Below are 19,583 nucleotides of genomic sequence, written 5' to 3' on the forward strand. Positions count from 1 at the left end.
GTATCACAGTAGTAAATGGCAGTATCTGTATATAAGAAATTCCAGTGCCAATTTATATTGCTCAGGAGAATTATGTGCCAGGAAAGGTGTAGCTTTTACCACTACTGGGGGAAAAGTAATAAAGATTTAAACTCCAGTAGTAAACCCTATCATCTGCTCGTCTGGCATTCGCTGGATGTGGCGGCGTGCGGTTACATTATGGTTAAAGAGAATTTTTACGGTCTGGCCGATATTCTTTCAGAGCTTGATTTGGAAGGTGACGATGCGGCTAACTGGATAGGCTATCTCTTTGCCTGCCACGATATAGGAAAGTTTGCACGCGGTTTTCAGCAACTGGCTGCTCATCCTGGCTCTCCCCTGGTTTCACCTGCCAGCGACACGATATATTCGGCCCGGCACGATTCCTTAGGTTACTGGCTGTGGGGTAAGATTTATCTCTCGTGGTGCGATGGAAAGATAAACATCTTCCCCAACGTGTTGCCTGATGAACGGGAACGGTTTGAGTGGGCGCTGGATATCTGGATGGAGATCAGTACCGGGCATCATGGCAAACCACCCGATAAGCAGGCCAATGGATGCTCCTTAGCTTTTAAAGAGGAAGATCTTATCGCAGCCAGTCACTTTTTTTCGGCGATGAATGCATTATTTGACATACAACAGCTGCCGGAAAAATGGCTGGAAAAAAGCTGGCGGAAAAAGTTAAAAAAACAGAGCTGGATTCTGGCTGGAATCATTACGTTAGCTGACTGGCTGGGATCAGATGAACACTATTTTCCTTTTGAAAGTCAGCCGCTGCCATTAAAGGATTACTGGTCACAGGCTTGTGAAAAAGCGCGTCACGCCCTATCACAACTGCCTGTGGCGGCATCGATCAGTCGTTACACTGGTCCCGATAACTTGTTTCCCTTCATCAAAACCCTCACGCCGCTACAGAAAGCGGCGACCACCATCAATATCGATCATGCAGGCCCCCAGTTACTGATATGTGAGGATGTTACCGGCGCAGGTAAAACTGAGGCGGCTATTATCCTGGCTCATCGCTTGTTATCAGCCCGACAGGGAAATGGCCTGTATGTCGGCTTGCCAACGATGGCGACCGCCAATGCGATGTATCTTCGGTTGGGTAAAGCCTACCGTGCGTTGTTCACGGCTGAAAGTCGACCGTCTCTGGTGCTGGCGCATGGCGGCAGTCATATGTCAGACGCTTTCACCGATTCGGTGTGGCGATCCGGTGAAAAAGTCCGATTGCAGAATTATGGCCCCAGGGATGCCAGCGCTAGCGGTGAATGCCATGAATGGTTTGCCGATTCAGCGAAAAAAGCGCTGCTGGCGGAGGTGGGCGTTGGCACACTCGATCAGCTTCTGATGGCTGTCATGCCATTCCGTCACCAGTCATTACGATTAGTGGGCATGCGGAATAAAATTCTGCTACTTGATGAGGTTCATGCTTACGACAGTTATATGGTGAGGCTGCTTGAAGGATTACTGCGCTTCCATGCGGCATCAGGCGGCAGCGCAATTATTCTTAGCGCGACATTACCAGCAAACCTGCGGGAAAAGTTACAGACGGCATTCAGTGAGGGTGCAGGTTTTACCCGTTCTTCCTCAAACCCGGATGCGGGTTATCCCTGGCTGACGCATCTCTCTTCTGCCGGACTACAGGAACAACCGGTAGAAACGCGCCCGGAAGTGAGACGTTGTGTTGCCGTTAACTGCATCAGCAGCAGCGAACAGGCGTACAACGTTATCTACGAAGCGGTGGAAGCAGGACGTTGCATTTGCTGGGTGCGTAACACAGTCGATGATGCGCTCGGTGCTTTTCAGCATTTGCTTGAAGAGCACAGAATACCTGCAGAGGATCTGTTGCTTTTCCATAGCCGGTTTGTGTTCAAAGACCGAACAGCGATTGAAGGGCAGACGCTTGCATGGTTCGGTGATAAATCAACGGCAGAAATGCGAAGAGGCAAAGTGCTAATCGCCACCCAGGTCATTGAACAGAGTCTGGATCTCGATTTTGACTGCATGATCTCTGATTTAGCGCCGATCGATTTACTCATCCAGCGCGCTGGCAGATTGCAGCGCCATATTCGTGACATTGCAGGGAACGGCAAGTCTGGTCTGCCGGACGAGCGTCCTGAACCGGTACTTCATCTGCTGGCTCCCGACTGGCAGGAGCAGCCTCAACCAGGCTGGCTGGGCGAAGAGTTAACAGGAACCGGTTACGTTTATCCCGATCATGCCCGTCTGTGGCTGACTCAGACCTTGCTAAGGGAATATGGACAGATACGCATGCCGGAAGATGCCCGCGCCCTGGTTGAGGGAGTCTACGAGGCAAAAATGCCTGTGCCGGCCGGATTACAGACCCTTTCGGATGATGTCTATGCTGTCGAACTGAGTCAGCGTGCGGTGGCATCCCAGAATTTATTACAACGCGATAAAGGCTATGACAGAGAAGCGAGCGATTTCTTCTGGGATGAGGGAAGGGTGTTTTCAACCCGGCTCGGTGAAAAGAGTGTTGATGTCTTTCTCGCGTGGCTGGACGAGCAGGGGCAGCTTCAGCCAGTTGCCGATGACAACGATTATCCATGGGAACAAAGCCGGGTTCAGGTTCGTGTGGGCTGGTGGAATAAACATGCCGGTCGTTTTCGGCTGCCGGAACCGGCTCAGTTAGAGGCTTTTCGTCAGCGGCGGCGGCCCGATGCGCAGGTGATTTTAGTATCCAGAAATGGAGAAGAGAGTTACTACAACAGAAGGCTAGGGTTGATGGGTTAAAAGAGAAATCACGCTAGCTGCGTAAGCGCAGCAGCCATTATCGGACGAGTTTACGGAGAAAAATCGATGGATTTGATAACAGAACCATGGCTACCCATAACTACCTTTTCCGGTGTAAAAAAGAAAATCGCCATATGTGATCTTCTGGATAATGACATTCTGGATGTGGCTTATCCTCGCGCTGACTTTCAGGGCGCGGCCTGGCAGTTGCTGATTGGTATTTTACAATGCTGCGTAGCACCTGAAGAGGATGAGGAGTGGGCTGAAATCTGGCAAAGCGGCATCGATACGAAAGTCTGGCAGCAAAGATTGCAAACAATCAGACCGGCGATGCAGTTCGGCGCGCAAAAACCGGCTTTCCTGCAGAGTTACGCGCCGCTCGATGTAGAAAGCAGTGCGATTTCCGGGCTACTGATCGATGCGCCAGGCGGGAATACGCTCAGACTGAATAAAGACCACTTAGTAAAGCGTCATACAGGCGAACAAATCTGCCCGCACTGCGCCGTAATGGCCTTATTCACCGTACAGACCAACTCGCCAGCGGGTGGCGCAGGTTATCGTGTCAGCTTACGCGGCGGCGGTCCGTTAACCACCTTAGTGATACCGCTGGCAGAGAGTCAGTTTCCGCTGTGGCAGAAGCTGTGGCTAAATGTAATGCCACAGGAAACCCAGCCACAACCTGCACAACTTCCTGATATTTTCCCCTGGCTCGCGCCAACAATAACCAGCGAGAAATCAGGTAATAAAGTCACGCCCGAAAACGCGCATCCTTTACAGGCTTACTGGGGAATGCCGCGGCGCATTGAGCTTGATTTCAGCCAGACCCGCGCCGGCGAATGCGATCTTTGTGGCGAGCAGCATGAATCGCTGCTGGTTACGATGCGCAATAAAAACTATGGCGTTCAGTATGACAACTGGCTGCATCCACTCACTCCCTATCGCCAGGCGCTGAAGGATGCCAGTGCACCTTATCTGCCTCTGAAGGGTCAGCCTGGCGGGCTGAGTTATAAAGACTGGCTGGGCCTGACGCTGATGTGTGAGGACAATTTCAACCGAACCCTTCCTGCACGCGTTGTCCGCAACCGGAGTCATTACCGGCGCCTGCCCGCGACAGGATTATGGTGTTTTGCCTGGGATATGGACAATGCCAAAGCGCGTTGCTGGTATCAGCATCGGGTTCCATTAATCGATTGTGCGGACAATGAAAAATTGAGCGGTGTAATACAGCGTATCGTGCTATTCGCTGGTGCGGCGTTGCAGCTTTTAAGAACACAGTTAAAAAGTGTCTGGTTTACTGAGCCAAAAGAAGCGAAAGTTGATTTCAGCATGGTTGATATTGCTTTCTGGCAGGAAACAGAAGCTGCGTTCCGTATTCTTCTTAATGCACTCATACCCGATCCCAGCCGTCAGCAAGCCGTCACGCGTCAGGCAATCAATAAATGGGAAAACAGTCTGCATATCTATCTATTAAATCTCTTCGATCAACAGGTATTGACCGATCCTGAATCACCCGAAGATATTTTGCTGCGCCAGATTAAAGCGCGGCATAAGTTTGAACAGGAATATAGCAAGTTGAAATCGCGCAAGCTGGTACTTGAGCTGGCTAACGAACAGAAGGAACCTGAAAATGCTAAATAGCGATACGGCAAAACCCGTGATCATTACGCTTCCCGAAGCTCAAAAAATATTAACCGACTGGTTCGATATTTTATCTGAGCGGGATGCCAGAGCGGATGGGATAAAAATTAATGGCCGCGCATGGCGGGCAGAGTTACGTCGTATGTCACTTCCGTATGGGGTGATGATGTGTACGGGCTATGATGCGCTGCGTCGAAAGCTTCTTTCCTGTATGTCGTTACGGCCGGTGGATGAGATGGCGCTGGCAATATTCGTTTCTGTTGCTGTGCATATTAAATCCCATAAAGGTAATGCCAGCTTTGCTTCGCAGTTAGGCCCGGATAAAGAGGGTAAACGCGCTATGTCTGCGCTGCGCTTCCAGCGGCTTCAGCAGGCTTCAGAACCTGAAGAGTTCTGCTTACAGCTTATCCGCGCAGTAAAACTGCGCGGAAGCGAAGGTGTAAATATTCTCTCTCTCGCTGACAGTATTTTTTTATGGATGCGGGAATGGCAGCAACGTCAGGAAGATCAGCCAGTAAATAGCAATCCTTTTGCACGTAACCGTATTCGCTGGGCCAGCGAATATCTGACCCTCTCTCGTTAGTTATTTTTACAAGGAATTAATAATGACAACCTTTATTCAGCTTCATCTGTTAACCGCTTATGCACCATCAAATCTTAATCGTGATGATTCGGGCAATCCTAAAACCGCTAAAATGGGCGGCTATGACCGTCTGCGTATTTCTTCGCAAAGCCTGAAGCGCGCCTGGCGGGTCTCCGACCTTTTTTCTGACGCCATGCAAGGCCATATTGGTGTACGGACCCGGCGTATCGGTAAGGTGTATGTTTATGATCCGATGATTGATGCGGGCATCGATACAAAGACAGCGCAAAGCGCGGCGGAAAAAATTAACAACGAGTTCGGTAAGTTGAAAAAAGAGAACCCACTTGAAATTGAACAGGTGGTTCACCTCAGCAACCACGAAATCGATCTGATTAACACCCTGGTCACAACGCTAATTTCGGAGAAGCGTGGTCCCAAAGACGATGAGGTGAAATTACTCAGAAAGCATCAGCGGAGTGTGGATATGGCACTGTTTGGCCGCATGCTGGCCTCGACGCCTGACTTCAATGTTGAAGCTGCCTGCCAGGTGGCGCATGCATTGGGCGTCAGTGCGGTTACCGTTGAAGATGATTTTTTTACCGCTGTTGACGATCTCAATAAAAAAGAAGCAGATGCTGGATCGGCCCATATGGGAGAACAGGGGTTCGCCTCCGCGCTGTTTTATACCTATATCTGCATTAGCCGCGATCTGCTGCTGAAAAATCTTGAGGGTAACGAAGATCTGACTAATCGGGCAATCGCTGCGCTGACGGAAACGGCAATGACGGTTTCACCGACCGGTAAACAAAACAGTTTCGCTTCCCGCGCCTATGCCTCTTACGTGCTGGCTGAGGCCGGCAGCAAGCAACCACGTTCGCTGGCGGTTGCTTTCTTCCAGCCAGTACGCGGCGGCGATCAGTTACAAACCGCCATTCAAAATTTACAGCAGCAACGTGACAATTTTGACCGGGTTTATGGGCCGTGCGCGGAACGACGCTATGAGCTTAATGCCGTGACGGGTGAAGGTTCGATGACGGAACTTCTGGATTTTGTTCAAGGATGAGGATAGACGATGAAGCAATATCTGGTTTTCCAGCTCTATGCGCCAATGGCCTCATGGGGTGAAGAAGCGGTTGGCGAGGTCAGGCATACTGCGGCTATCCCAACACGCTCGGCCATTCTTGGCCTACTTGCTGCCGCGTCAGGCATCCAGCGAGATGAAGATCAGCAGCTGGCTCTGTTTAACCAGCACTATCATCTGGCCGTGCGACCTCTTTCAACCCAGGAGTCCTGGTTGCGTGACTACCACACAGTTAGCGTGCCCCGCGAAAACAAAAAATATCGCTATGTTACGCGCCGTGATGAACTTCGTCTGGCACCGGAAGAGGTCGGCACCATCGTGACTCAGCGTGAATACCGTTGCGATGGTTACTGGCATCTCGCCATCAGTGTGACCCGGGATGCGCCTGTAACGCTGGAAGCGTTACAGGCGTCGCTGCTGTCACCTCATTATCCTCTTTATCTCGGGCGTAAATCGTGTCCGCTGGCACTTCCACTTTCGCCACGCCTGATGAACGGTACGCTGAATGACGTTTTTCATCAGGCAGCGCAGGATATAATTGCGCCTGAGCTGATAACACTGGTACAGAATCAACGGCATTGCTATTGGGACGATCCCGAAGAAGACAGCCTGCTTCGTCAGGAACAGCAGCGATGCAATCATCAGCCAGTCAGCCGTAGGCGCTGGCAATTCAACAGTTATATCCGTTACAGCGGACTGTTGCAGGAGATGAAATAATGTACTTATCACGTATTCATCTCCGGACAGAACGTCTGAAACCCGACATGTTAGCAAAATGGAAGCATGCCACGCCTTATGCAGCCCATCAGTGGTTGTGGCAACTGTTTCCTGAACAGGAAGAACGAAGTTTTCTTTTTCGTCAGGAGCCGCAGGAACGCTTTTTTCTCTTGTCTGAAAATCCGCCATTAGATCAGCACGATCTTTTTTATGTGGAAACCAAGCCTTTTACTCCTCTGATCGAAGAAGGCCAGAAGTTTGACTTTCAGTTGCGTGCCAATCCGGTTATTACCCGCCAGAAAAGACGCTATGACGTATTAATGGACGCTAAATATCAGGCGAGGGTCAGAGGTGAATTAAAGGAGAAGTGGTGGGCGATACAAACACAAGCAGCCTGTCAGTGGCTGGAAAATCAGGGGGACAAACATGGTTTTGTTTTAATTAACCCTGTGTTTGAATCCTTTGACCGTTGGGCGGGTGACGAAACGGAAAATTATTCAATGTCAGGGCGCGTCTGCGTGAAAAGTTATCAGCAGCACAGCTTCCAGCGCCAGGCTGGACAACGTCCCGTTATGTATAGCAGCGTGGATTTTACAGGCGTGTTGAAAATAACAGACCCGGTCAGGTTCCTGCAGGCTCTGCATAAAGGATTAGGAAAAAGTAAATCACTGGGCTGTGGGTTATTGATGATAAAAAGGCCCGGTTCATGAGTTGGTTACCGCTTAAGCCGCTGCCATTGAAAGACCGCATCTCGATGATTTTTCTTCAATATGGTCAGATTGATGTCATTGACGGTGCTTTTGTCCTGATCGATAAAACCGGCGTCAGAACACATATTCCGGTGGGATCTGTAGCCTGTATCATGTTGGAGCCCGGCACTCGGGTTTCACATGCGGCAATACGTCTGGCGGCGACGGTGGGGACGCTATTGGTCTGGGTAGGTGAAGCGGGGGTCAGGCTTTATGCCTCAGGTCAGCCCGGTGGCGCCCGATCGGACAAGTTGCTTTATCAGGCGAGCCTTGCCCTGAATGACGATCTTCGCCTTAAAGTTGTTCGTAAAATGTTTGCATTACGATTTGGCGAAGATGCACCAGCCAGGCGCTCGGTAGAGCAATTACGTGGCATTGAAGGGAGTAGGGTAAGAGCAACGTATGCTCTGCTCGCTAAACAGTATGGCGTTAAATGGAATGGACGTCGTTATGATCCCAAAGACTGGGAAAAAGGAGATGTGATTAATCAGTGCATCAGTGCTGCCACGGCGTGTTTATATGGCGTTACCGAAGCCGCCGTTTTAGCTGCAGGCTACGCACCGGCAATTGGATTTGTCCATACCGGAAAACCACTGTCTTTTGTTTATGATATTGCCGATATCATAAAATTTGAGACGGTCGTCCCTAAAGCATTTGAAATAGCACGCCGTAATCCAGTGAAACCCGATCAGGAAATCAGACTTGCCTGTCGTGATATTTTTCGCAGCAATAAAACGCTGGGCAAGCTGATCCCTCTTATTGAAGAAATTTTAGCCGCCGGTGAAATTTCTCCTCCGCCGCCTCCTCCTGATGCGGAGCCAATTGCGATCCCATTGCCTGAACCCTTTGGCGATTCGGGCCACCGGAGCGGTTTATCATGAGTATGGTTGTGATTATTACTGAAAACGTTCCTCCGCGCTTACGGGGACGACTGGCTATCTGGCTTCTGGAGGTGCGGGCGGGCGTTTATATTGGTGACGTATCAAAGCGCATACGTGAAATGCTCTGGGAACAAATCACCGTATTATCTGAAACCGGTAATGTGGTGATGGCTTGGGCGATGAATAATGAATCCGGCTTTGAATTCCAGACTTACGGTGAAAACAGACGTATTCCGGTGGATCTGGATGGATTGCGATTGGTCTCTTTTCATCCTCTTATAAATCAATAAGATACAGCTCCTTAAAAACTTGATTATTTTGGTAACTTTTGAAGATGTATAAATAACTTTATTTTTCAATTATTTACATTTAGAGTGTTCCCCGCGCCAGCGGGGATAAACCGTTCAATTTTGTGATCATGTCAATTCAGATCTTGTGTTCCCCGCGCCAGCGGGGATAAACCGCATCCTCAAGATGTTGCTGCTTTATGGGTGAAGTGTTCCCCGCGCCAGCGGGGATAAACCGCAGCCCGAACAACTCCGGGCGTGTGTATGGGGGTGTTCCCCGCGCCAGCGGGGATAAACCGGGTCGAGAGCTTTACCTCGGCCCCGCGCTTCTGTGTTCCCCGCGCCAGCGGGGATAAACCATGCCCTGCGATTGTCGCAGCGACTGCAAACGCGTGTTCCCCGCGCCAGCGGGGATAAACCGGAAAAGGCATCAGGTGCGAGAGCTGATCGGCCGTGTTCCCCGCGCCAGCGGGGATAAACCGCCGTCCGCACATCGCATTCCACTGTCGGGCCTGTGTTCCCCGCGCCAGCGGGGATAAACCGGTAGGAAAGAAACGACACAGCCTTGTCCATGGGTGTTCCCCGCGCCAGCGGGGATAAACCGTCTACCGCTATTCTGCAGACCATCGCAGGCTAGTGTTCCCCGCGCCAGCGGGGATAAACCGTGCTCTATGAGGTCGATCTGGTGAACATGATCGTGTTCCCCGCGCCAGCGGGGATAAACCGCAATTGTCCTGCGCCACATCGAGCGCAATGAGGTGTTCCCCGCGCCAGCGGGGATAAACCGCTGGCCTGTTGCTGACACGGAATTTATCGGAGGTGTTCCCCGCGCCAGCGGGGATAAACCGCGGTGGCTGTCGCCGTCCTTGCGTTGAATGGTGTGTTCCCCGCGCCAGCGGGGATAAACCGCCGTAACGTTGCTGCCTTCAGGGCTTATCAGTGTGTTCCCCGCGCCAGCGGGGATAAACCGTTTATAAACATAGATGGACTTCCAGATCATACGTGTTCCCCGCGCCAGCGGGGATAAACCGCGCGGCCCGGTTCATTTCGACGACCTGCCCGCGTGTTCCCCGCGCCAGCGGGGATAAACCGTGATCAAGCCTGGCGCATTCGACGACGTGTTAGTGTTCCCCGCGCCAGCGGGGATAAACCGCCGCCATACGACGCTGATTTCTGTTCATGGGTGTGTTCCCCGCGCCAGCGGGGATAAACCGCTATCGACCTAACCCCGGAGCAACGGAACCGGGTGTTCCCCGCGCCAGCGGGGATAAACCGGTGTTTCTGGTAGCCGAACAGGTGTTCTTCAGGTGTTCCCCGCGCCAGCGGGGATAAACCGGAATATAAAATCGAGCCAGTGTTTTCCAATAGGTGTTCCCCGCGCCAGCGAGGATAAACCGGATCAATGCTCATCATCTGGAACCCATATTTTCGTGTTCCCCGCGCCAGCGGGGATAAACCGATTTGAACAGAGAGTCTGACATGGCAGTAGTCGTGTTCCCCGCGCCAGCGGGGATAAACCGGATGGCAAAACAGCGACTGAAAATCTAACTCGCGTGTTCCCCGCGCCAGCGGGGATAAACCGGCATATCCGCCAGGGCTCGTGAGATACAATATGTGTTCCCCGCGCCAGCGGGGATAAACCGTCCAGAGCACTTGTGGTTACAGCATCACTAAGGTGTTCCCCGCGCCAGCGGGGATAAACCGCGTATCGCCCTGTAGTGCCTGCACTTTCATCAGTGTTCCCCGCGCCAGCGGGGATAAACCGGAGCGAGCGAGAACCCGCAGGAACGAACAACTGTGTTCCCCGCGCCAGCGGGGATAAACCGCCACACCGGATAGTCTGCTGTTTTCATAAAACGTGTTCCCCGCGCCAGCGGGGATAAACCGGCGGAGCCACTTCTCTCTGAGGTATTCGGTCAGTGTTCCCCGCGTGAGCGGGGATAAACCGTAACGGTCGCCAGCGTAATCACACCCGGTGCCGTGTTCCCTGCGTGAGCGGGGATAAACCACCCTCCGCCAGCGCTGCATCCGCATACTGGTAGTGTTCCCCGCGTGAGCGGGGATAAACCGGTGCATCAGGTTGAGGCGGTGTAAAAGGTGGAGTGTTCCCCGCGCCAGCAGGGATAAACCGCAGCTGCAGGTCGATATCAGGCCAGAAAAACGGTGTTCCCCGCGCCAGCGGGGATAAACCGGGCGAGAGATAGTGGCTCTCATGATGGATATCGTGTTCCGCGCGCCAGCGGGGATAAACCGAACTCAGGTTGGGCTGTTTTAGCATTACCTTCGTGTTCCCCGCGTGAGCGGGGATAAACCGGACGTGAAAAAATGATGCGGATCCTGCTGGTGGTGTTCCCCGCTTCTGCGGGGACAAAATACCCCAACCCGCACTCATCCTCTCCCACGAACGAAACACGTATCATCACACCCGTCGGTCCGCCGCCACCTGGTCGATAAACATCTGCGCCAGTACCGCGATGGCCGCATTGCCCGGTAATCTCTCCTCATTGATGCGCAACATCAGCGAGGTTGAACGTCGGCGTCCCTGCAGCAGCGGAAGCGGGCGCAGTTCGCCGCTCTCCAGCAAGGCGGCAATGTTCTTCTCCGGCAACCAGCCATAGCCCAGCTGATGCTGCACCGCCTCAATAGCCGCCGACAGGGTAGTGAATGACCAGTTCTCTGCCTGCTCGCCACTGACTTCTGACTGCTGCTGTTGCTGCCGATCGAGGATGGTAATGCAGGGCCAGCGCGCCAGCGTCGTCGCACTGAGCGGAGCCGGTTCGCTGTGCAGGGGATGATCGCGATGGGCGACGGCAATAAAATCGACGCTCATCAGGCTCTCACCTGCCAATGGCTGGTCGTCGCTGTGTGCCACCAGCCAGAGATCGGCCTGCTGTTCCGCCAGCCTGAGCGGCGTTTCGCTGCGGACGATTTCACTGAACCAGACGCGGACGTGCGGATAACGCTGCTGAAACTGGTGTAACACCTTAAACAGCAGCGGTTTGGGTACGATGGCATCGACCATCAGGTCGACACGGGAAGGCTCGCCGCGCTGTAACGCCGCCGCCTGCGCTTCCAGACTACTAAAACCGGTCAGCAGCGGCCGCGCCTGCGCCAGTAACTGCTGGCCCTCCGCCGTCAGAACCGCCCGGCGTCCTGCCTGTTGCAGTAGCGCTACGCCCAGCCGCTGCTGCAGCAAACCAATCTGGTAACTGACTGAAGACTGGCTGCGGTTATTTTTCTCTGCCGCCAGTGCAAAGCTTCCTTCGTTAACTACCGAGTCGAGAAGAAACCACTGTTCGAGCGTCGTTTTATGCATAATAATATATCTAAAATTTGAATGAATAAGTGCTAAAAATAGCGTTATTAATCGGTTTTGTAACGCGCAATAATCTCCTCAAGGCAAATAAATGAGGAAATCATCATGAGCACTTTTGATAAAAACAACCTGTCTGGTCTGGTCGGCAAACATCTGGTTTATACCTATGACAACGGCTGGAACTACGAGCTCTATATAAAAAATGCCAACACCGTTGATTACCGGATTCACAGCGGAATGGTGGGTAACCGTTGGGTGAAAAATCAGCACGCTTATATCGTCCGTCTGGCACAGGATGTCTATAAAGTCTCCTGGACCGAACCAACCGGCACCGATGTCAGCCTGGCGGTTAACCTGACCGATAAAATTTTCCACGGCACCATCTTCTTCCCTCGCTGGGTGATGAACAATCCGGAAAAAACTGTCTGCTTCCAGAACGAACATCTGGAAGAGATGGCACAATATCGCGAGGCAGGTCCGGCTTATCCGACTGAAGTGATTGATGAGTTCGCTACGCTGACCTTTATCCGCGATGCCGGCGAAAACAATGACAGCGTGATTGATTGCCCGGCCAGTGAACTGCCCGCCGATTTTCCTGCCAATCTGAAAAACTAACCTCGTTCAGAAGAGCCCATGCCGGGCTCTTCTGCTTTTCTTACCCGCCAAAACCATCTGCTGTCTGCTGCGAAACAGTATCTGATTCTGCCAGCAACTCGCCAAAAATTATCTTCAGGCCGGCGTTCTATTCCTCGCCGTTATACATTTCAGATAAATCATTGCTGGTAAAACCCTGACCGGCAGGTCAACGCGTGGTGATGTTTTCCGGCGGCGTAATGGCGTGCTTTGCGGGCCGGTTTGCCGTCCGGAAGGGCGATGGCTGGCGGCGTAAAACCGTCGCAATTGGTTATGCATTTAATGTTGTATTTTTGTAAACAGATTAACAAACACCCGAAATCCTGCTATTCTGCCCTCCGCGAAACCGGGCACCTCAACCTGGACATCATAAGGTAAGGTTGTTCTCTATAAGTGAGCAAGGTGGTCGGAAAGCCCTACATAATGAGAGCGAGGATAACGTCGTGCTAGAAGAATACCGTAAGCACGTTGCCGAGCGTGCCGCCGAAGGGATCGTACCTAAGCCTTTAGATGCTTCCCAAATGGCCGCGCTGGTTGAACTGCTAAAAAATCCACCTGCGGGTGAAGAAGAATTTCTGACCGATCTGTTGGTCAACCGTGTTCCACCCGGCGTCGATGAAGCGGCGTACGTTAAAGCGGGTTTCCTGGCCGCTGTCGCCAAAGGCGAAGCCACCTCTCCTCTGATCTCTCCTGAAAAAGCGGTTGAACTGCTCGGCACCATGCAGGGCGGTTACAATATTCATCCGCTGATCGAGGCGCTGGACGACCAAAAACTGGCTCCTATCGCGGCCAAAGCCCTGTCACACACGCTACTGATGTTCGACAGCTTCTACGATGTAGAAGAGAAAGCCAAAGCGGGCAATGACTACGCGAAGCAGGTGATGCAGTCGTGGGCAGATGCGGAATGGTATCTGTCACGACCAGAACTGGCGGAAAAGATTACCGTCACCGTGTTCAAAGTCACCGGCGAAACCAATACCGACGACCTCTCTCCGGCACCGGATGCCTGGTCACGTCCTGACATCCCACTGCACGCGTTAGCGATGCTGAAAAATGCCCGTGAAGGCATTGAGCCGGATGAGCCAGGCAACGTCGGCCCGATCAAACAGATTAAAGCGCTGCAGGAAAAAGGCTTCCCGCTGGCTTACGTCGGTGACGTGGTCGGTACCGGTTCCTCACGTAAATCCGCCACCAACTCGGTGCTGTGGTTTATGGGCGACGACATCCCGAACGTGCCGAATAAAAAAGGCGGCGGCGTGGTGCTGGGCAGCAAAATTGCTCCGATCTTCTTCAATACCATGGAAGATGCCGGTGCACTGCCGATCGAAGTCGACGTGAACAACCTGAACATGGGCGATGTCATCGACATCTATCCATTCAAAGGCGAAGTGCGTAACCACCAGACCAACGAACTGCTGGCCAGCTTCGAACTGAAAACCGAAGTGCTGATTGACGAAGTGCGCGCCGGTGGCCGTATTCCGCTGATCATCGGTCGTGGCCTGACCACCAAAGCGCGTGAGTCGCTGGGTCTGCCGCACAGCACCGTATTCCGTCAGGCGAAAGATGTCGCGGAGAGCACCCGCGGTTTCTCGCTGGCACAGAAAATGGTCGGTCGCGCCTGTGGCGTCGACGGTGTCCGTCCGGGCGCCTATTGCGAACCGAAAATGACCTCGGTGGGATCGCAGGATACTACCGGTCCGATGACCCGTGATGAACTGAAAGATCTGGCCTGCCTCGGCTTCTCAACCGATCTGGTGATGCAGTCATTCTGTCACACCGCGGCTTATCCTAAGCCGGTGGATGTGAATACACACCATACGCTGCCTGACTTCATCATGAACCGTGGCGGTGTGTCGCTGCGTCCGGGTGACGGCATTATCCACAGCTGGCTGAACCGTATGCTGCTGCCGGATACCGTCGGCACCGGCGGCGATTCACATACCCGTTTCCCGATCGGCATCTCCTTCCCGGCGGGTTCTGGCCTGGTGGCGTTTGCCGCAGCGACCGGCGTTATGCCGCTCGACATGCCGGAATCCGTGCTGGTTCGCTTCAAAGGTAAAATGGAGCCGGGCATTACGCTGCGCGATCTGGTTCATGCCATTCCGCTGTATGCCATCAAACAGGGTCTGCTGACCGTTGAGAAGAAGGGTAAGAAAAACATCTTCTCTGGCCGCATCCTTGAGATTGAAGGTCTGCCGGATCTGAAAGTCGAGCAGGCGTTTGAGCTGTCAGATGCGTCAGCTGAACGTTCAGCGGCCGGCTGTACCATCAAGCTGGATAAAGACCCAATCATTGAATACCTCAACTCCAACATCGTTCTGTTGAAGTGGATGATTGCTGAAGGCTATGGCGATCGCCGTACCCTGGAGCGTCGTGTTGAAGGCATGGAGAAATGGCTGGCGGATCCACAGCTGCTGGAAGCGGATGCGGATGCGGAATATGCCGCAGTGATTGAGATCGATCTGGCTGATATTAAAGAGCCGATCCTCTGCGCACCAAACGATCCAGACGATGCCCGTCTGCTGTCTGATGTGCAGGGCGAGAAGATCGATGAAGTCTTTATCGGATCGTGCATGACCAACATCGGTCACTTCCGTGCAGCCGGTAAGCTGCTGGATAGCCATAAAGGCCAGTTACCGACCCGTCTGTGGGTGGCTCCGCCAACCAAGATGGATGCGGCGCAGCTGACTGAGGAAGGTTACTACAGCGTATTCGGTAAGAGCGGCGCGCGTATCGAGATCCCAGGCTGTTCACTCTGCATGGGTAACCAGGCGCGTGTGGCGGACGGTGCGACGGTGGTCTCCACCTCAACCCGTAACTTCCCGAACCGTCTGGGTACCGGCGCTAACGTCTACCTGGCGTCAGCCGAGCTGGCGGCGGTGGCTTCACTGTTAGGTCGTCTGCCAACGCCGGATGAGTATCAGCAATTTATGGCGCAGGTGGATAAAACTGCCAGCGACACTTATCGCTATCTCAACTTCGACCAGCTGACCCAGTACACCGATAAAGCTGACGGCGTGATTTTCCAGACTGCGGTCTGATTCACTGACCAGCAGCAGTAAAAAGGGGCGATGATTCGCCCCTTTTTTTCGTCTGTGCAACGGCAACCGGTGCGATGAAAAGCTGGATTTCGCCGGACAGCCTGCAATAATGCGCCACTTGTCACACTTTGCCGTTGGGGCAGCGCTGACACTGATAACGTGACGCGATGATGTTGAGAGGAACGGGCGATGGAATATGAATTTTTACGCGATGTGACCGGCCAGATTAAGGTGCGCATGTCGATGGATCACGAAGCGGTCGGCCACTGGTTCAATGAAGAAGTCAGGGACGATCCCGGCCTGCTGGATGAAGTCGAAGCGGCGATTGAAGATGTGAAAGGCAGCGTGCGGCAATGGCAGCGCGTCGGCAGCGAATACACTATCCTGCTGGACGAGGAAGAGGTGATGATCCGTGCCAATCTGCTGGCGCTGGAAGATGACGGCATGGAGGAGGGGATGAACTACTACGACGAAGAGAGCCTCTCATTCTGCGGCATTGAAGATTTTCTGCTGGTGATCGCTGCTTATCGCCAGTTTGTGAATCAGTACGGTAATAAAAGCCGGGCGACCTGAGCCGCCCGGCCGGTTAACTGAGAGACGCCCCGCCACACAGCACCAGCTGCTGTCCGGTCATCGCCGCTGCGGCAGGCGTGAGCAGAAAATGCACCAGCCCGGCCACTTCCTCCGGCTGAATAAAGCGGCCAATTGGCGGCAGCCTCGGCGGTGAGCTGCCCCGACCCGGCTGTTGCAGCATCGGCGTGTCGGTTGCGCCAGGCGCCACAATATTGGCGGTAATGCCGCGCGGTGCCAGTTCTGCCGCCCAGCTGCGCACCATCCCGATCATTGCGGATTTGGTCGCCACATACTGACTGCGTCCTGCCGCTCCGCCTGAGGTGCGGCTGCCCAGCAGCACAATCCTGCCGCCACTGGTCATCCGTGGCGCGCAGTGATTAGCCAGTTGCTCCGCCGCTGCCACATGCAACTGCCATAAGCGCGCGCTGGCGTGGAGATCGAGTTCACCCAGCGGCGCAGTCTGCATCATGCCTGCCGCGTGTACCAGCGCCTGGGGCACCGGCAGTCGGGCTAACACCTTCTGTAAGGCGGCGGCATCACTGACATCCACCTGATAACTCTGCAGTGCCGGATGCTGCCGCGTCAGCGCCGAGCGACTCAGGCCGATCACCTGCCAGCCCTCCACCAGCAAGCGGTCAACAATCGCCTGGCCGATGCCTGAACTGGCACCAGTGACCAGCGCCATTTGGTCAATCACGCGCGACCTCCCGCCACCCACGACTCTTCAACGCGAACATACTTGATTGCCTGACGATAAAAGGTGTAGGCGATATGCAGTTCACCGCCGGCTCCCTGTTTGATGCTTGGATAAGAGAATTCACGGTTCAGCTTCTGCTGTGAATTATTGGTCATGCAGTAGCCATCGCCTTCATCCAGATTACGCTGCAGCGGCCAGCTTTTGCCGCCGTCATGCGAAATCGCCAGCGTCATGGGCGCGCGCGGTGCACCCCAGAAGGCCGTTCGCGCGCCGTGTGCCACTGGCTGGGCGGCGACAGCTACCTCATCATCATCCTCATCTTCAATTTCGTCATACAGCGACAGCCGCCGCTCACTCGCGCCTTGCGCGCTCATCGCATTGAACACCAGCGCCAGATGACCATTGCGCAGCGTGGTGACCTGAATCGATGAGTTATTGTTAGGCAGCGACAACGGCTGTGGGGCACTCCAGCTTTCGCCCTGATCGACGGAGCGGCTCTGGTAAATATGATCGGCCCAGCGGCTGCGATAGAGTGCCAGCAGCGTGCCGTCATCCAGCAGCGTGACGTTCATGTGGACGCAGCCGGTGCTGTCCGGGACTTCAACATCACGCCAGCTCTGCCCCTTGTCCTCAGAGATTTTTACCGCGCTGATATCATAACTGCCGACCCACTTTTCACCTGGCCGGGTCAGGCAGTAAAACACCGGCAGCAGCCAGTTACCGTTGGGCAGCACCACCACCGGCTGGCGGATAAAGGTGCCCGGCTTATCCAGCAGTATGGCGATGGCACCCCAGCTGCGGCCCAGATCGTGCGACTGACGATAGCGTACAATCGCGGTGTCCTGATTCCCCGATTTTTGCGCGGTCCACAGCAGCCACAGCACCTGATCCGGGTCGAGGAACAGCACCGGATTTTGTTCCGAACGGCTCGGATCGTCCGACAGTTGTTGCGCCTCGCTCCAGCGAGAGCTGCCTTCTGCCAGCCGCGAACACCAGATCGAAATATCGGCGATGCCTTCCTGGGTACCGCCAAACCAGACGCAGAGCAGATCGCCATTGGGCAGCGGCAGCAGATTGGCGGCATGGTTTTGCGGGCAGGACGATGGCAGCATCGCCACCTGTTGCGCGCTATCCTGCGGGTGCGGCGCCAGCTGGCCGGTGCGTTCGACGGTGACGGTTTCCTGAGTCATATTAGGCTCCACTGTTTTGTGCATTGCGTTGCGTATTGGGCTGAGACTGGCGTGACGGGATGCAGCGGTCAATCACCATGATGATCGCCGGCGTCGCCAGCGCCACGTACATATTATCGATGCCGAATGGGTTACCGAGGATGAACCACACCGACGTCGCCAGACAGGCGCCGATCAAACCAGCATTGGCACCGCGGGTGCTTTTAAACCACGGCAGGTAGAACGCCATGATCGCCACCACGGTAATCGACAGACGAATGGCGCGGGTAAAGAATGACAGCTTCAGCACTTCCGGGAAGAACAGCACGAACAGCAGCGGGAAGAAGCCGATAGCGATTGAGATCCAGCGCGTCATTTTAAATTCACGCTCCGGGGTCGGATTGCGGTAGGGCACGTAAAAGTCCTTCACCACCAGCGAGGCGATCGCCAGCGCCACGGTACCGACGCTGACGAAGATCGACGCTACCAGCGAGGTGGTGACAATGCCCGCCAGCCACGGTGACATATCCTGCAGAAACACCGGCAGCGCATACAGGCTTTTGATATCAGGATGGGCAAATTTCGCCGCCACGCCAATCAGTGCCATCGCCAGACCAATCGGCAGGCAGAAAAAGAAGGCGACCCAGGTGGCACGCTTCGCGGACTTCACATCTTTGGTCGATGAGATCGCCTGGATCACAAACTGGGTACAGAAGATCGATCCGACCGTCCCGATCAACCACGCCACAATGGTACTGGCCCCGACGTGACCATCCCACGTCCAGTAAAACGCCGGCATTTTTTCGATCATTGGTGCTACGCCGCCGGTCATCTTCAGCGCCACGAAGAGGATTATCAGGATCCCGGCATATTTGAGCGCGCTGTGCAGCAGCGTGACCCACGCGACCCCTTTCATCCCGCCGAAGGCAAAATAGAAGGTGCTGACCACTGCTGTGATAAAGGCCGCCTGCGTCAGGTCGATTTTCAACACGGTTGAAATGGCCGCTGCGCCGCTGATGTAGTTGCCGACGTTCACCAGCAGCAGCGCATAGATCATGATGAGAGAGATGATATTTTTGGTTGAGGTGCCATATTTCTCGGCAATCGCGCCCGAAATAGTGATTTTGCCAGTGTTATAGATGCGTTTCACCAGGATCAGACCAAACAGCGGGAAGCCGATCGCCGCACCAATCACCGACCACGAGGCGGCAAAGCCATCTTCAAAAGCCGCCTGGGCGGTGCCAATGGTCGACTTGGCGCCGATATATTCTGACATCAGCATCACGCCGACGATAAATGCCGGCATCGCGCGTGAGCCTTCCATAAAGTCACCGCTGCTTTTGCTGCGCAGCCGCCAGGTCAGCCAGGTGGTAAACAGGATATAGGCGACCACCATGCCAACGATCAGCAGGGTGCTCTCAGTAGAAAATGCTTTCATCATGACCT

Annotated in this window: 15 protein-coding genes and 1 CRISPR repeat array; of the genes, 11 read left to right on the forward strand and 4 right to left on the reverse strand. The window is 54.1% G+C overall.

The genetic code is table 11. The features are described from left to right. The first annotated feature begins 72 nt into the window (after positions 1-72). The 8 genes from cas3 (at position 73) to cas2e (ending at position 8,711) form a co-directional block, all read left to right on the forward strand. Positions 73-2,772, forward strand: a complete 2,700-nt coding sequence (cas3, locus tag ABIB18_RS08530) for a CRISPR-associated helicase Cas3' (protein ID WP_354473994.1) — start codon at positions 73-75, stop codon at positions 2,770-2,772. A 66-nt stretch (positions 2,773-2,838) separates the two neighbouring features. Beyond that, positions 2,839-4,410 carry a type I-E CRISPR-associated protein Cse1/CasA gene (gene casA, locus ABIB18_RS08535; RefSeq protein ID WP_354473969.1) on the forward strand — a complete coding sequence of 524 codons (1,572 nt, stop codon included), beginning with the start codon at positions 2,839-2,841 and terminating at the stop codon, positions 4,408-4,410. Continuing rightward, entirely contained in the window at positions 4,400-4,993 is a 594-nt protein-coding gene (gene casB, locus ABIB18_RS08540; protein ID WP_354473970.1) for a type I-E CRISPR-associated protein Cse2/CasB, read from the forward strand. The genes casA and casB overlap by 11 nt, the downstream gene beginning before the upstream one ends. A gap of 22 nt (positions 4,994-5,015) precedes the next feature. Next, on the forward strand, positions 5,016-6,056 hold the full coding sequence (gene cas7e, locus ABIB18_RS08545; protein ID WP_354473971.1) for a type I-E CRISPR-associated protein Cas7/Cse4/CasC: 1,041 nt from the start codon (positions 5,016-5,018) through the stop codon (positions 6,054-6,056). A gap of 9 nt (positions 6,057-6,065) precedes the next feature. After that, positions 6,066-6,791, forward strand: a complete 726-nt coding sequence (cas5e, locus tag ABIB18_RS08550) for a type I-E CRISPR-associated protein Cas5/CasD (protein WP_354473972.1) — start codon at positions 6,066-6,068, stop codon at positions 6,789-6,791. After that, on the forward strand, positions 6,791-7,501 hold the full coding sequence (cas6e, locus tag ABIB18_RS08555) for a type I-E CRISPR-associated protein Cas6/Cse3/CasE (protein WP_354473973.1): 711 nt from the start codon (positions 6,791-6,793) through the stop codon (positions 7,499-7,501). The genes cas5e and cas6e overlap by 1 nt, the downstream gene beginning before the upstream one ends. Next, the gene (gene cas1e, locus ABIB18_RS08560; protein WP_354473974.1) at positions 7,498-8,421 is read left to right on the forward strand and encodes a type I-E CRISPR-associated endonuclease Cas1e; all 924 of its coding nucleotides are present in this window, start codon (positions 7,498-7,500) and stop codon (positions 8,419-8,421) included. Before cas6e ends, cas1e begins: the two co-directional genes overlap by 4 nt. After that, the gene (cas2e, locus tag ABIB18_RS08565; protein ID WP_354473975.1) at positions 8,418-8,711 is read left to right on the forward strand and encodes a type I-E CRISPR-associated endoribonuclease Cas2e; all 294 of its coding nucleotides are present in this window, start codon (positions 8,418-8,420) and stop codon (positions 8,709-8,711) included. The genes cas1e and cas2e overlap by 4 nt, the downstream gene beginning before the upstream one ends. Positions 8,712-8,795: 84 nt before the next feature. Further along, positions 8,796-10,961: a CRISPR direct-repeat array (repeat unit 29 nt; unit sequence GTGTTCCCCGCGCCAGCGGGGATAAACCG). A gap of 166 nt (positions 10,962-11,127) precedes the next feature. Here the strand turns inward: cas2e and ABIB18_RS08570 are convergent. Beyond that, positions 11,128-12,024, reverse strand: a complete 897-nt coding sequence (locus tag ABIB18_RS08570; protein WP_354473976.1) for a LysR family transcriptional regulator — start codon at positions 12,022-12,024, stop codon at positions 11,128-11,130. 102 nt (positions 12,025-12,126) lie between these two features. Here ABIB18_RS08570 and ABIB18_RS08575 point away from each other — a divergent pair, with 102 nt between their 5' ends. From ABIB18_RS08575 to yacL, 3 genes are all read left to right on the forward strand, one after another. Next, entirely contained in the window at positions 12,127-12,639 is a 513-nt protein-coding gene (locus tag ABIB18_RS08575) for a phenolic acid decarboxylase (RefSeq protein ID WP_031376685.1), read from the forward strand. A gap of 461 nt (positions 12,640-13,100) precedes the next feature. Next, complete coding sequence (acnB, locus tag ABIB18_RS08580; RefSeq protein ID WP_279810062.1) at positions 13,101-15,698, forward strand: bifunctional aconitate hydratase 2/2-methylisocitrate dehydratase; 2,598 nt, start codon at positions 13,101-13,103, stop codon at positions 15,696-15,698. Positions 15,699-15,887: 189 nt separating this feature from the next. Further along, positions 15,888-16,271, forward strand: a complete 384-nt coding sequence (gene yacL / locus ABIB18_RS08585; RefSeq protein WP_031376684.1) for a protein YacL — start codon at positions 15,888-15,890, stop codon at positions 16,269-16,271. 13 nt (positions 16,272-16,284) lie between these two features. Here the strand turns inward: yacL and ABIB18_RS08590 are convergent, their stop codons facing one another. The 3 genes from ABIB18_RS08590 to ABIB18_RS08600 are packed head-to-tail and all read right to left on the reverse strand — an operon-like array spanning position 16,285 to position 19,575. Further along, on the reverse strand, positions 16,285-16,956 hold the full coding sequence (locus ABIB18_RS08590; RefSeq protein WP_354473995.1) for an SDR family NAD(P)-dependent oxidoreductase: 672 nt from the start codon (positions 16,954-16,956) through the stop codon (positions 16,285-16,287). Positions 16,957-16,964: 8 nt separating this feature from the next. Continuing rightward, positions 16,965-18,158 (reverse strand): sialidase family protein, encoded by a 1,194-nt coding sequence (locus tag ABIB18_RS08595; RefSeq protein ID WP_354473977.1) that lies wholly within the window; start codon positions 18,156-18,158, stop codon positions 16,965-16,967. Between the two features lies 1 nt (position 18,159). Then, complete coding sequence (locus ABIB18_RS08600; protein ID WP_031376681.1) at positions 18,160-19,575, reverse strand: sodium:solute symporter family protein; 1,416 nt, start codon at positions 19,573-19,575, stop codon at positions 18,160-18,162. Positions 19,576-19,583 lie beyond the last annotated feature (8 nt).

This window comes from Pantoea sp. UYEF8, from assembly GCF_040546285.1.
Classification (GTDB): Bacteria; Pseudomonadota; Gammaproteobacteria; order Enterobacterales; family Enterobacteriaceae; genus Pantoea; species Pantoea brenneri.